Consider the following 13,875-nt stretch of genomic DNA (forward strand, 5'->3'; position numbering starts at 1 on the left):
GGTTTTCTTGACGCGGCGCACCTTATCAACCGCGTCCGCGCAGGCAATCGCCAAGAAGATAGCTTCAGGAGCTGAATGTTGCTTTGATGTTCACGATAAAAACCTTCGATGGCCACGAAGGTTCACCGGGCAAGACACCTATTCCGCACGACGGCCGGCAAGCGCAAACCTGCCGTCCGATATTGCCGATGATGCCATCGCGCCAGAGCATGATGAGATAAGGTCGAACTTGAACGGCGCCGAAAGTTCACCTCTCCCTTGGGAGAGGTCGATTTGCGCCGCAAATCGGGTGAGGGGTCACGGTCTATCGAGAAAGCAAGAACCCTCACCCGGCGCTTCGCGCCGACCTCTCCCCGGCGGGGAGAGGTGAAACCGCCGCTAACCGATTCGACCAAAACTCATCTCGCTAGGCCGCCACGGCCGCCGCGCGCGGGCTGATGACGTATTCCTTCAACACCTTGTCGGTGCTGTCGACCTCGGTCAGCGCAACGTCGTAGCTCCAGAGATCGGCGAGGTGCTGCAGCACGCGCCGCGCATCGGTCTCGTTGAGTTGCGCACCCTTCACCGTGGTGTGGCGCAACATCAGCCGGCGATCGCCGGCGAGATCGACATCCACCACCTCGATATTGGCGTCGACGAAACCGACGTCATATTGCCGCGCCAGTTCGCGGCGGACCCGGCGGTAGCCGCGCTCATCGTGGATCGCATCGACCTTGATCCCCGCGCTTTCCGCGGGGTCGTCGTGCAGGTGGAACATGCGGAGGCGCCGGATCAGCGCCGGGCTCAGGAACTGGGTGATGAAGCTTTCGTCGCGATAGTTGTTCCAGACGTCGCGCAGCACGCCTTCCACGTCGCCCTTGCCGGCGATGTCGGGGAACCAATGCCGATCCTCGTCCTCCGGCTTGGTCACGATGCGCTCGATGTCCTGCATCATCGCAAAGCCGAGCGCGTAGGGATTGAAGCCGGAGTAGCGGCGATCATCGAATTCCGGCTGGAACACGACGTTGGTATGCGACTGCAGGAATTCGAGGAAATTGCCGTCGGAAATCCGGCCCTGCTGGTGCAGGCGATTCATGATGCGATAATGGACGTAGGTCGCGGTGCCCTCGTTCATCACCTTGGTCTGGCTCTGCGGATAGAAATACTGTGCGATGTGGCGCACGATGCGGATGATCTCGCGCTGCCAAGGCGCCAGCCGCGGCGCGGTCTTCTCCAGGAAATAGAGGATGTTCTCCTGCGGCAGCCCGAGCAGCGCGCGGCGACGCTCGGCGGTCAGCGTCGCCTTGCTCTTGGCCTTGGTGTTCGGCACCGTCCGCCACAGATCGTTGAACATGCTCTCCTCGTGCCGACGGCGCTCTCCGGCGCGCTTCTCGTCGGCACGGAGGTCGAGGATCTTCTTTCCAGGATAGCGATCAATGCCATGCGACATCAGCGAATGTGCGGCGTCGACAGTACGTTCCACCGCTTCGCGGCCATGGCGATCCTCGCATGCGGCGATGTAGCCCTTGGCGAATTCGAGATAGTCGAGGATGCCGTCGGCATCGGTCCACTGCTTGAACAGATAGTTGTTCTTGAAGAAATGATTGTGCCCAAACGCGGCGTGCGCGATCACCAGCGTCTGCATCGTCGCGGTGTTCTCCTCCATCAGGTAGGAAATGCACGGCGACGAGTTGATCACGATCTCATAGGCGAGGCCCATCAGGCCCTTGCGATAGGACGCCTCCTGGAAGGCGAACTGCTTGCCGAACGACCAGTGCTTGTAGAACAGCGGCATGCCGACCGACGAATAGGCGTCCAGCATCTGCTCGGCGGTGATGACTTCGATCTGGTTCGGATAGACATCGAGCCCGAGCTCCTTGCGCGCGATCTCCTCGCAGGCGTCATGCACCCGCTGCAGGATATGAAAGTCCCAATCCGCGCCTTCGAACAACAGCTGGCCGGAAGAAGACATCACGCAACCCTTTCCTGCTTGCTGCGGCGCTTGAACAGGTCCTGGAACACCGGGAAGATCTCGCCGCGCTCGCTGACCTTGCGCATCGACAGCGGCGCACCGTCGTTACGCAGGCGCTCGTAGAGCGTCCAGAGCGAGGAGTCCGGCATATCGAAGGTGTAGTTGGCAGCTTCGCCGACTTCGAGGTAGGCGAAGAACTGGCAGACCGGCAGGATCTTTTCGGTGAGGAAATGGCCCGTCTGCGCGCTGTCCGACGTCATGTTGTCGCCGTCGGAGGCCTGTGCGGCATAGATGTTCCAGTCGGACGGACGGAAGCGAGTGCGGACGATATCGTTCATTGCAACGAGCGCGCTCGACACCAGCGTGCCGCCGGAGGCCGGTCCGTGGAAGAAGGTTTCCTCGTCCACTTCCTCGGCGCGGTCGGTGTGCCGGATGAACACGATCTCGACATGCTTGTAGCGCCGCCTCAGGAAGACGTAGAGCAGCATGTAGAACCGCTTGGCGAGATCCTTCATGTGCTCGGACATCGAACCCGACACGTCCATCAGGCAGAACATCACGGCCTGCGCCACCGGCTTCGGCACCGTCTCGAAGCGACGGTAGCGGATGTCGATCGGATCGATGAACGGGATCCGCTTGACCTTGGCCTTCATGGCTTCGAGCTGCGCCAACAGCTCGCGCCGGCGTGTCGTGTCGTCGCACTCGGCGAGTTCGGCCTCGAGGGCTTCAATCTCGTCCTTGCGCGGCCGGCGCAGCGCCACGCGCCGGGCCAGCGCCCGACCCACGGTGCGGCTGATCGAAATATTCGCCGGCGAGCCCGATGTGGCGTAGCCGGCGCGCTGGAGCCCCTCGCTTTCGGTCTGCGCCAGCTTGCGCTTGGCAAGGTCGGGCAATTCGAGGTCGTCGAGGAACAGGTCGACGAACTCCTCGCGGCTGAGCACGAATCGGAAGGCGTCCTCGCTGTCGCCCTCGCCGGCGCCGGAACCCTTGCCACCGCTCTGGTTCGGACGCTGCAACCAGTCGCCTTCAATGTATTTCTTGTTGCCGGGCAGCACCATGTCGCGGGTGCCCCCCTCGCGCCGGAACCGCGGCTCGTCCATGCCGTCCAGCGGGATTGTCACCTCGCCGCCTTCCAGGACGTCCTTGATGTCCCGATCTTGCGACGTCTTCTTCACGGCCCCCTGAACCAGCGCCTTGGCACGCCGCAGGAAGCGTTGGCGGTTCTCCAGGCTCTTGCTACCCGGGTTCAGGCGCCGATCGACGATATGAATGGCCACGTTGCATCCGCCTCATGGATCATGCTGCGACGATTAAGACATCGCATCATGATCTCATTTTCGTGTTGAGCAGGGAAGCCGGTTTTCACGTCTCCGGATCATGCCCTAACCGGCCTGTTTCACCCGCATGTACCACTCGACGAGCCGGCGAACCTGGCGCTCGGTATAGCCGCGTTCCACCATTCGCTCGACGAACTCGCCGTGCTTCTTCTCGGTCTCGCCGTCCTTTTTGGAACCGAAGGAGATGACCGGAAGCAGATCCTCGACTTGCGAGAATATCCGCTTTTCGATCACGTCGCGGACTTTTTCGTAGGAGGTCCAGCCCGGGTTCTTGCCGCCATTATGGGCCCGGGACCGCAGCGAGAACTTGACGACCTCGTTACGGAAGTCCTTCGGGTTGGCGATGCCGGCAGGCTTTTCGATCTTGGTCAGCTCCTGGTTCAGAAGCTCGCGGTTGAGCAGCTGCCCGGTGTCGGGGTCCTTGAAGTCCTGATCCTCGATCCAGGCGTCGGCGTAATCGACGTAGCGATCGAACAGGTTCTGGCCGTAGTCGGAATAGGATTCCAGATAGGCCTTCTGGATCTCGTTGCCGATGAACTCGGCGTAGCGCGGTGCGAGATCGGCCTTGATGAATTCGAGATAACGCTTCTCGACTTCATCGGGCAGCTGCTCGCGACGGATCGACTGCTCCAGCACGTACATCAGATGCACCGCGTCGGCGCCGACTTCGGTCGTGTCGTGGTTGAAGGTCGAAGCCAGCACCTTGAAGGCAAAGCGGGTCGAGACGCCGTCCATGCCCTCGTCGACGCCGGCGGCGTCCTTGTATTCCTGCACGCTGCGGGCCTTGGGATCGGACTCCTTCAGGCTTTCGCCGTCGTAGACCCGCATCTTGGCAAACAGCGTCGAGTTCTCGTGCTTGCGCAGCCGTGACATCACCGAGAAGCGGGACAGCGTCTCCAGCGTGGCTGGCGCGCAGGGCGCGGCGGCGAGTTCGGAGGTCTGGATCAGCTTCTCGTAGATCTTCTGCTCCTCGGCCACCCGAAGGCAGTACGGGACCTTGACGACGCAGATGCGGTCGATGAAGGCCTCGTTGTTCTTGTTGGTCTTGAAGCTCTGCCACTCGGACTCGTTGGAGTGCGCCAGGATGACGCCGGTAAAGGGGATCGCGCCGATATTCTCGGTGCCGATATAGTTGCCTTCCTGCGTCGCCGTCAGCAGCGGATGCAGCATCTTGATCGGCGCCTTGAACATTTCAACGAACTCGAGCACGCCCTGGTTGGCGCGGTTGAGGCCGCCGGAATAGCTGTAGGCGTCGGGATCGTTCTGGGCGTAGGTCTCGAGCTTGCGGATGTCGACCTTGCCGACCAGGGACGAGATGTCCTGGTTGTTCTCGTCGCCGGGCTCGGTCTTGGCCACACCGATCTGGCGAAGCCGCGAGGGCTGGATACGCGCGACGCGGAATTGCGAGATGTCGCCGCCGAAGGCTTCCAGCCGCTTGTAGGCCCATGGCGACATTAGCCCGCTCAGCCGGCGGCGCGGAATGCCGTACTTCTCCTCGATCATCGGCCCGAGTTGGTCCGGATCGAACAGGCCGAGCGGAGACTCGAACACGGGGCTCAGCTCGTCGCCGGCCTTCAGCACGTAGATGGGGTGAACCTCCATCAATGCCTTGATGCGTTCGGCAAGCGACGACTTGCCGCCGCCGACCGGCCCGAGCAGATAGAGGATCTGCTTGCGCTCTTCGAGCCCTTGCGCCGCGTGGCGGAAGAAGCCGACGAGGCGCTCGATCGTATCCTCCATGCCATAGAAGCCGGCAAAGGCTGGATATGAACGGATCGTGCGGTTCAAAAAGATACGGCCGAGGCGAGGGTCCTTGGCCGTGTCGATCATCTGAGGCTCACCGATCGCCGCCAATAACCGCTCGGCCGCATTGGCATATCGCATCGGATCGCTTCGACACGACTCCAGATACTCGGCCATCGACATGTCGGTTTGGCTTCGTGCTTCAAACGACCTGGCGAAGGCGTTGAACAAAGAATCGTTGTACATGATCCCTCTCTCCACGATATGTGTATCGCCGCACGACTGAAACGAGTCGCAACCAGAGCCCAAGGATCGAATCAGCGTCGGCACGCTGGGTCCATTGGACACTCGACCGACTCACTTCGGCAATGCACGGCGCATGCAGCCTCTGCCTTATCAACAGGCATGAAGCTTAATAGTTCATCAATATCCGCAGTTAGTGGCCTGTTTTTGACAGTTGTAGCCCGCTCGCCACATCCGTGGTTTAACGGGAGGTCAGGCCTCCAAAGCGAACATCCTAACTAGGCACCTTCCGCGCCCGGGCGATGAACGTTGGGCTTCCCTCAAGACGTGTGACTGACCGGCCGTGACTTCAAGATGCGCGCTTCACATGTCGCATGATCAAAGATTCAGGCGTCGTTGAACGTGCCTCCTTGTCGCCGCGACTAAGGCGGCGAGTCCTGCACAATCCCGCGCGGCACCATCGCCGCGTATCAATTGTGATGCGCGACACGCATCACTTATTCCTGAGACCGATTGCGAGCTGATATCCCGCGTTCAGCCATTGGCGCAGTCTTCGCAACGTCGCAGGCCAGCGCCACGATCGGGCGCCAGCAAAAAAGCTGAAGGTGCTCTACCACCTCAGCGACCTCGACAAGGTCAATTTCGCCATCGACCACATCCAGAACCATCTCGACGGTGTCGGCGGTCCCCGACAGTGTGACCGCGGCCAATTCCGGCCTGTCGGAGCATGTCGGCCAGTTTTCGAGAGACGGAATCGAGCTCGCCGTCTGCGCCAACACCATGAAATCGCAGAACATCAGCCTGAACGGCCCGCCGCCGGGCTTCGTTAGTGCCGAGAGGCGCGGCGTCGTCCGCCTCGCCGAACTGCAATCGCAGGGTTACCTCTATTTGAGGCCGTGAGCAGGTCGTGCGCAGTCATAAAAATGTGCCGAGATCAGGCTCTCCTCGAAATCCGAACGCTGGCGGGATCGAACTGATGTGAATGGCGTTATGGTTCGGGACCACTCATATTCCGCCTGGGCCCCCGCTTGATGTTGACAATCCGCCCCCGCCCCCGAAAGCTGCCCGGGAACCCAAAAATCGACCCTCGATCGAACGAGAACAGGCACCCATGAATCCCGTCAAAGCACTCGAAAACCATGGCCAGGCAGTCTGGCTGGACTTCCTGGCCCGCGGCTTCGTCACCAAGGGCGACCTGAAGCGGCTGATCGAGACCGACGGCGTCAAGGGCGTGACGTCCAATCCCTCGATCTTCGAGAAGGCGATCGGCAGTTCGGATGAATATGACAGTGCGATCGCCGGCGCCCTGAAGCATGGCGACCGCTCGGTCGCCGACCTGTTCGAGCATGTCGCGGTCGAGGACATCCAGCACGCCGCCGATGTGCTGCGCCCGGTCTACGACCACACCCATGGCGGCGACGGCTTCGTCAGCCTCGAAGTGTCGCCCTATCTCGCGATGGACACCAAGGGCACGATCGCGGAGGCCGAGCGGCTCTGGAAGGACGTTGATCGCAAGAATTTGATGGTCAAGGTGCCGGCGACGCCGGAGGGCCTGCCCGCGGTCGAGCATTTGATCGGCGAAGGCATCAGCATCAACATTACGCTTTTGTTCTCGCAGAAGGTCTATCGGCAGGTCGCGGAAGCGTATCTCAAGGGCCTGGAGACATACGTCGCCAAGGGTGGCGATCCCTCCCACGTCGCAAGCGTCGCGAGCTTCTTCGTCAGCCGCATCGATAGCGCCGTTGACAAGCAGCTCGACGAGAAGATCGCCAAGGCCAACGATCCCTCCGAAAAGGAGCGGCTCGCCGCGCTGAAGGGCAAGGTCGCGATCGCCAACGCCAAGCTGGCCTACCAGGACTACAAGCGCCTGTTCGCGGGCCCCCGCTGGGACAAGCTCAAGGCCAAGGGCGCCAAGCCGCAGCGGCTGCTCTGGGCCTCGACCGGCACCAAGAACAAGGACTACAGGGACGTCCTCTATGTCGAGGAGCTGATCGGCCCCAACACGGTCAACACCGTGCCGCCGGCGACGCTCGACGCGTTCCGCGATCACGGCAAACCGCGTGACAGCCTCGAGGAGAATGTCGACGACGCAAAGCACGTGCTGGAGGAGCTTGAGAAATCCGGTGTCTCGCTCGACGCGATCACCGCGGAGCTGGTGAAGGACGGCGTCAAGCTGTTCGCCGACGCGGCCGACAAGCTCTACGGCGCGGTGGCGCACAAGCGCGCGACCTCGCTCGGCGGCGGCATCGACCACCAGAAGCTGGCGCTCGGCGCTGCTATCGAGAAGGCGGTCGAGAGGAGCACCGAGGAATGGCGCGCGTCGGCCAAGATCCGCAGGCTTTGGCAGAAGGACAAGTCGGTCTGGACCGGCGATGACGAGAATAAGTGGCTCGGCTGGCTGACCAGTGCAGCCTCGGCCGATGTCGCCGAATACGAGGATTTCGCCCACCGCGTGAAGGGGCAGCAGTTCACCGATGCCGTGGTGCTCGGCATGGGCGGATCGAGCCTCGGACCGGAGGTGCTGGCGGAGACCTTCCCGCACAAACCGGGCTTCCCGAAACTGCACGTGCTCGACTCCACCGATCCGGCGCAGGTACGCGCAATGGAAGAGTTCGTCGATATCGAGAAGACGCTGTTCATCGTCTCCAGCAAATCCGGCGGCACCACCGAGCCGAATGTGATGAAGGACTATTTCTTCGATCGGGTGGCAAAAGCGATCGGCAAGGACGAGGCTGGCCATCGCTTCATCGCCGTAACCGATCCCGGCTCCGCGCTGCAGAAGGTCGCCATCAAGCAGGGCTTTGCACGCATCTTCTACGGCGATCCCACGATCGGCGGCCGCTACTCCGTGCTGTCGCCGTTTGGCCTGGTGCCGGCGGCTGCGGCGGGCATCGATATCCGCAGCCTGCTCGGCCACACGCTATCGATGATGCGCTCCTGCGGCGCCGACGTGCCGCCACAGGAAAACCCCGGCGTGCAGCTCGGCCTTGCGATGGGCATCGCGGGGCTCGAAGGCCGCGACAAGGTGACGATCTTCGCCTCGCCGAAGGTCGCCGACTTCGGCGCCTGGGCCGAGCAGTTGATCGCGGAATCGACCGGCAAGGACGGCAAGGGACTGGTCCCGATCGAAGGTGAGACGATTGGCGATCCTGCCGTCTATGGCAACGACCGCTTCTTCATCGACCTGCGCACCGAAGGCGACGACGATGCCGCGCACGAGAGCAAACTCGCCGCAATCGAGGCCGCGGGCCATCCGGTCGTGCGCATTGTCATGAAATCGATCGACCATATCGGCCAGGAGTTCTTCCGCTTCGAGATCGCGACCGCGGTCGCCGGCTCGGTCCTCGGCATCAACCCGTTCAACCAGCCGGACGTCGAAGCGGCCAAGATCAAGACCCGCGAGCTCACGGCTGCGTTCGAGAAGACCGGCACACTCCCTGCGGAGCATCCGGTGGTATCGTCGGCGGATGTTGATCTCTACACCGACGGGCAGAATGCCGAGGAGTTGCGCAAGGCCGGCGCCAATGGCGACCTCAATTCATGGGTCAAGGCGCATCTTTCGCGCTCCGGCCGCGGCGATTATGTCGCCCTGCTCGCCTATATCGAGCGCGACGGCGACACCATCGACGCCGTGCAGGCGATGCGGCTGAAGGTGCGCGATGCCAAACACCTTGCGACCTGCGCCGAGTTCGGCCCGCGCTTCCTGCATTCGACCGGACAGGCCTACAAGGGCGGCCCCGACAGTGGCGTGTTCCTGCAGGTGACGGCCGATGACGCCAAGGATCTGCCGGTGCCTGGCCAGAAGGCGAGCTTCGGCGTGATCAAGGCGGCGCAGGCGCGCGGCGATTTCGACGTGCTCACCGAGCGCGGCCGGCGTGCGCTCCGCATCCATCTCAAGGGTGATCTCGCCTCCGGGCTCGCGGCGCTCGATGCCGCGATAACAGCCGCGTTGAACTGAAGGAGCCCTGCGATGCAACTCGGCATGATCGGCCTCGGCCGGATGGGCGGCAACATTGTCCGCCGCCTGATGAAGCAAGGCCACACCACCGTGGTCTACGACAAGGATCCGAAGGCTGTGGCCTCGCTTACCGCTGACAACGCCGCGGGCGCCTCGTCGCTGGAGGATTTCGTTCTCAAGCTGGAAGCGCCGCGTACGGTCTGGGTGATGCTGCCGGCCGGCAAGATCACCGAAGCCACCATCGAGGCCCTGTCGAAACTGATGCAGCCCGGCGATGTTATCATTGATGGCGGCAACACGTTCTGGCAGGACGACGTCCGCCGCGGCAAGGCGCTGAAGGAGCGCGGGCTGCATTATGTCGATGTCGGCACCAGCGGCGGCATCTGGGGCATCGAGCGCGGCTACTGCATGATGATCGGCGGCGAAAAGGCCGTGGTCGACCGGCTCGATCCGATCTTCAAGACGCTCGCGCCCGGCATCGGCGACATCCCGCACACGCCTGGCCGCGAGGGCCGTGATGTCAGGATCGAGCAGGGCTACATCCACGCCGGCCCGGTCGGCGCCGGGCATTTCGTCAAGATGATCCACAACGGCATCGAGTACGGCCTGATGCAGGCCTATGCCGAAGGCTTTGACATCCTCAAGAACGCCAACATCGAGGCGCTGCCGCCGGACCATCGCTTCGACCTCGATATCGCAGATATCGCCGAGGTGTGGCGTCGCGGCAGCGTGATCCCGTCCTGGCTGCTCGATCTCACCGCGTCGGCGCTCGCGTCAAATCACACGCTCGACAATTATTCGGGCTTTGTCGAGGATTCCGGCGAAGGCCGCTGGACCGTCAACGCCGCGATTGACGAAGCAGTCCCGGCCGAGGTTCTCACGGCCGCGCTCTACACACGCTTCCGCTCGCGCAAGGATCATACCTTCGCCGAGAAGATCCTCTCGGCGATGCGCGCCGGCTTTGGCGGCCACAAGGAGCCGCCCAAGAAAGCGTAGTAAGAAGGCGTAAAGTGCAGGAAGGCATTGCACGAAAGTATTGCAGGAAAGTACTGAATGGCTGACGCTCACGTGCAGAAAAAACCTGATCCCTGCTCCTTCATCATCTTCGGAGCCACCGGTGACCTCGCGCACCGGCTGGTGATCCCGGCGCTCTATAACCTCGCGGCATCAAACCTGCTGCCGGAGAAATTCTGTGTGGTCGGCATCGCCCGCAAGGGCATGTCGAGCGAAGAGATGTCCGATAGTCTGCAGAAGGGCCTGCGCCAGTTCGCGACGCGCCCGATCGACGAGACGGTCGTCAAGCGCCTGTTCGAATGCGTCACCTCGATTGAGGCCGATCCAAGCGATCCCGCATCCTTCGACACCATGAATGAGCGGCTCGAGAAGGTCGAAAAAGCACGCGGGACCGGCGGCAATCGCCTGTTTTATCTCGCAACCCCGCCCAGCGCCTTTCTGCCGATCAGCGAGCAACTCGGGCGCACCGGCATGCTGGAGGAGAACGGCTCCTGGCGGCGGCTGGTGATCGAAAAGCCGTTCGGCACCGATCTGGCGTCGGCAAGGACGCTGAACGCCGCGCTGCTAAAATTGGTCGACGAGCACCAGATCTACCGGATTGATCATTATCTCGGCAAAGAGACCGTCCAGAACATCCTGGTGCTGCGCTTTGCCAACGGCATGTTCGAGCCGATCTGGAATCGCAACCACATCGATCACGTCCAGATCACGGTCGAGGAGAAGCTCGGCGTCGGCCACCGCGGCAGCTTCTACGACGCCACCGGCGCATTGCGCGACATGGTGCCGAATCATTTGTTCCAGCTGTTGTCACTGGTCGCGATGGAGCCGCCGGCGCGCTTCGATGCACATGCGGTGCGATCGGAAAAGGCCGAGGTGCTGGCAGCAATCCAGACCCAGAGCGAGCAGGAAGCGCTCAACAATTCGGTGCGCGGCCAGTATCGCGCCGGCAGGATCGGCGACACCGAGATCGAGGACTATCTGAAGACCGAGGACGTCAAGCCTGATAGCACCACCGAAACCTATGCGGCGCTGAAGCTGACGATCGACAATTGGCGATGGGCCGGCGTTCCCTTCTACCTCCGCACCGGCAAGGCGCTCAACACCAAGCGCACCGAGATCGCAATCAAGTTCAAGCAGGCGCCGATTGGCATGTTTCGCGACACGCCGGTCGATCGCCTGTCGCAGAATTTCCTCATCATCTCGACCGAGCCGACCGAAGGTATCGAGCTGCAGTTCAACACCAAGGTGCCCGGCCCGGCCATTGATATCGACGGCGTCGAGATGAAGTTCCGCTACAAGGACTACTTCAAGGCGGAGCCGTCGACCGGCTACGAGACACTGATCTACGACTGCATGATCGGCGACAACATCCTGTTCCAGCGCGCCGACAGCGTCGAGGCCGGCTGGCAGGCGGTGCAGCCCTTCCTCGATGCCTGGAAGAACGCCGGCGGGCGCGGGCTGCAGCCCTACAAGGCCGGCAGCAGCGAGGGCCCGGAGGCTGCCAACGCCCTGCTGACGCGCGACGGCCGCAGTTGGCGAAAGCTCAGCTGACCATGGCAGGGAGCGGCGAGCGCAGGATCATCACGGTCGCCGATCCGGCCGCGCTGGCGAAGGCAGCGGCCGAGCGGGTGATCGCAAGGATTGCGGAGAATGCCGGCCGCGTGGCTGTCTGCCTCACCGGCGGTTCGAGCCCGAAAGCACTTTACGAGCTGCTGGCGACGCCGGAGTATCGTCCCAGAATTCCCTGGGAGCGCGTGCACTGGTTCATCGGCGACGAACGCCTGGTGCCGCGGAAGGACCCGCTGCACAATATGAGCATGGCGCGCCAGGCTTTCCTGGATCGCTGCGCACCGGCCGCCAATGTCCATCCGATCCCGACCGACACCGCTGACCTCAAGGATCCAGACAAGAGTGCCGCGCTGTACGAAAATGAGCTGATGGCTTTCTACGGCGCCGAACAGCTCGATCCGGCGCGTCCGCTGTTCGATCTCGTGCTGATGGGCGTCGGTCCCGACGGCCATACCGCGTCGCTGTTTCCCGGTTACCCAGCCGTCGAGGAGACCACACGCTGGGTAGTCGGAGTCCCCAAGGCCAATGTCGAGCCGTTCGTACCGCGCGTCTCGCTGACCTTGCCGGCGCTGGCTTCCTGCCGCGAGATGCTGTTCGAGATCGCAGGGCACGGCAAGCGCACGATCTTGACGCGCCTCTTCGCAGGCGAGAACCTGCCGGCGAATCGCGCGCGATCGCAAGGCGAGACCATCTGGCTCGTCGATCAGGCCGCGCTGCCGGAGGATTTTCGTGGGTGACGGGATAAGCCCCTGCGCACTGGTCGTGATGGGCGTCTCCGGCTCGGGCAAGAGCACCATCGCCGACCACCTCGCGATCAGGATCGGCTGGCGCTACGAGGACGGCGACAGCTTTCACCCGCCCGGCAACGTCGCCAAGATGCACGCCGGCCAGCCGCTCACCGACGAGGATCGCTGGCCCTGGTTGCAGGCTATCGCCGACGAGATCGACCGCACCTGCAAAGTCCGCGAGCGCGCCGTGATCGCCTGCTCGGCCCTGAAGCGCGTCTATCGCGACATCCTGGTGCATGGACGCGAGGACGTCCGCATCGTCTTCCTGAACGGCACGCAAGAGCTGATCGCCGCGCGGCTCGCCACGCGCAAGGGACATTTCATGCCGCCAGAGCTCCTGGCCAGCCAGTTCAGGACGCTGGAGCCGCCGACCCCGGAAGAATGCCCGATCACGGTGAAGATCGACAACACCGTCGAGACCATCGTCGACAACATTGTCAGCCAACTGGAGCTGGAGCGCCCATGACCCGCATCGCCCTTGTCGTATCCGACGTTGACGGCACGCTCCTGACCAAGGACAAGATCTTGACCGACGCCGCCAAGGCGGCGGTCGGCAAGCTGCATGAGGCCGGCATCGGCTTCACCATCGTCTCCAGCCGGCCGACGATCGGGATGGGCTTCCTGATCGCACCGCTCGGCATCACGCTGCCATTCGGCGCCTTCAACGGCAGCTCGATTGTCGATGCGCAGATGAAGCCGGTCCAGCAGCATTTGATCCCGGCCACCACAGCAAAACGCTGCATCGACCTGCTCACCGATCGTGGCGTCGATATCTGGCTGTTCACCAACGACCGCTGGCTGACGCGGAATCCGGAAGGTGAGTATACCGCCCACGAGCAGCGCACGATCAAGCACGACCCGACCATCGTCACGGACTTCACGCCGTATCTCGGTCAGGCCTGCAAGATCGTCGGTGCGAGTTCGGACGCCCCCCTGCTGCAGCGCTGCGAGGTGGAGATGCAGCAGATGGTCGGCAATGATGCGACCGCGGTCCGCTCGCAGACCTACTACCTCGACGTCACCCCGCCCGGCCACGACAAGGGGACGTTCGTCGTCGGCATCGCAAAGCGTCTCGGCGTATCGCTCGAGAATGTCGCCACCATCGGCGACATGCAGAACGATCTGCCGATGTTTGCGAAGAGTGGCGTCTCCTTCGCGATGGGCAATGCGGCCGACGACGTGAAATCCCGCGCCACGCATGTGACCGAGACCAACGAGCACGACGGTTTTGCGCGCGCCATGGACATTGTGCTGAAGACCGGCCGGTAAAGC

9 protein-coding genes and 1 pseudogene are annotated in these 13,875 nt (G+C 62.7%); 7 read left to right on the forward strand and 3 right to left on the reverse strand.

What is annotated here, in order from left to right:
* Positions 1 to 406 precede the first annotated feature (406 nt).
* The 3 genes from ACP2YO_RS38845 to ACP2YO_RS38855 form a co-directional block, all read right to left on the reverse strand.
* Positions 407 to 1,951, reverse strand: coding sequence for a SpoVR family protein (locus ACP2YO_RS38845; RefSeq protein WP_426436365.1), 1,545 nt, complete (start codon positions 1,949 to 1,951; stop codon positions 407 to 409).
* On the reverse strand, positions 1,951 to 3,228 hold the full coding sequence (locus ACP2YO_RS38850) for a YeaH/YhbH family protein (RefSeq protein ID WP_426436367.1): 1,278 nt from the start codon (positions 3,226 to 3,228) through the stop codon (positions 1,951 to 1,953). Before ACP2YO_RS38850 ends, ACP2YO_RS38845 begins: the two co-directional genes overlap by 1 nt.
* A gap of 105 nt (positions 3,229 to 3,333) precedes the next feature.
* Entirely contained in the window at positions 3,334 to 5,277 is a 1,944-nt protein-coding gene (locus ACP2YO_RS38855) for a PrkA family serine protein kinase (protein ID WP_426436369.1), read from the reverse strand.
* Positions 5,278 to 5,799: 522 nt separating this feature from the next.
* Between ACP2YO_RS38855 and ACP2YO_RS38860 the strand changes: the two are divergent.
* From ACP2YO_RS38860 to ACP2YO_RS38890, 7 genes and pseudogenes are all read left to right on the forward strand, one after another.
* Positions 5,800 to 6,174, forward strand: a pseudogene (locus ACP2YO_RS38860) (DsrE family protein).
* A gap of 211 nt (positions 6,175 to 6,385) precedes the next feature.
* Positions 6,386 to 9,232: a bifunctional transaldolase/phosoglucose isomerase gene (locus ACP2YO_RS38865; RefSeq protein ID WP_426436371.1), complete on the forward strand. Its 2,847-nt coding sequence runs from the start codon at positions 6,386 to 6,388 to the stop codon at positions 9,230 to 9,232.
* Between the two features lie 12 nt (positions 9,233 to 9,244).
* A complete protein-coding gene (gnd, locus tag ACP2YO_RS38870) occupies positions 9,245 to 10,228 on the forward strand; it encodes a phosphogluconate dehydrogenase (NAD(+)-dependent, decarboxylating) (protein WP_426436373.1) in 984 nt (327 codons plus the stop codon).
* A 57-nt stretch (positions 10,229 to 10,285) separates the two neighbouring features.
* Positions 10,286 to 11,797, forward strand: a complete 1,512-nt coding sequence (gene zwf / locus ACP2YO_RS38875; protein WP_426436375.1) for a glucose-6-phosphate dehydrogenase — start codon at positions 10,286 to 10,288, stop codon at positions 11,795 to 11,797.
* A 2-nt stretch (positions 11,798 to 11,799) separates the two neighbouring features.
* A complete protein-coding gene (gene pgl / locus ACP2YO_RS38880) occupies positions 11,800 to 12,552 on the forward strand; it encodes a 6-phosphogluconolactonase (RefSeq protein WP_426443421.1) in 753 nt (250 codons plus the stop codon).
* Positions 12,553 to 12,580: 28 nt separating this feature from the next.
* Positions 12,581 to 13,069, forward strand: a complete 489-nt coding sequence (locus tag ACP2YO_RS38885; RefSeq protein WP_426443422.1) for a gluconokinase — start codon at positions 12,581 to 12,583, stop codon at positions 13,067 to 13,069.
* On the forward strand, positions 13,066 to 13,872 hold the full coding sequence (locus ACP2YO_RS38890; protein ID WP_426436377.1) for an HAD family hydrolase: 807 nt from the start codon (positions 13,066 to 13,068) through the stop codon (positions 13,870 to 13,872). The genes ACP2YO_RS38885 and ACP2YO_RS38890 overlap by 4 nt, the downstream gene beginning before the upstream one ends.
* Positions 13,873 to 13,875 lie beyond the last annotated feature (3 nt).

Origin of the sequence: Bradyrhizobium genosp. P (genome assembly GCF_049949265.1) — a bacterium.
Taxonomy (GTDB): domain Bacteria; phylum Pseudomonadota; class Alphaproteobacteria; order Rhizobiales; family Xanthobacteraceae; genus Bradyrhizobium.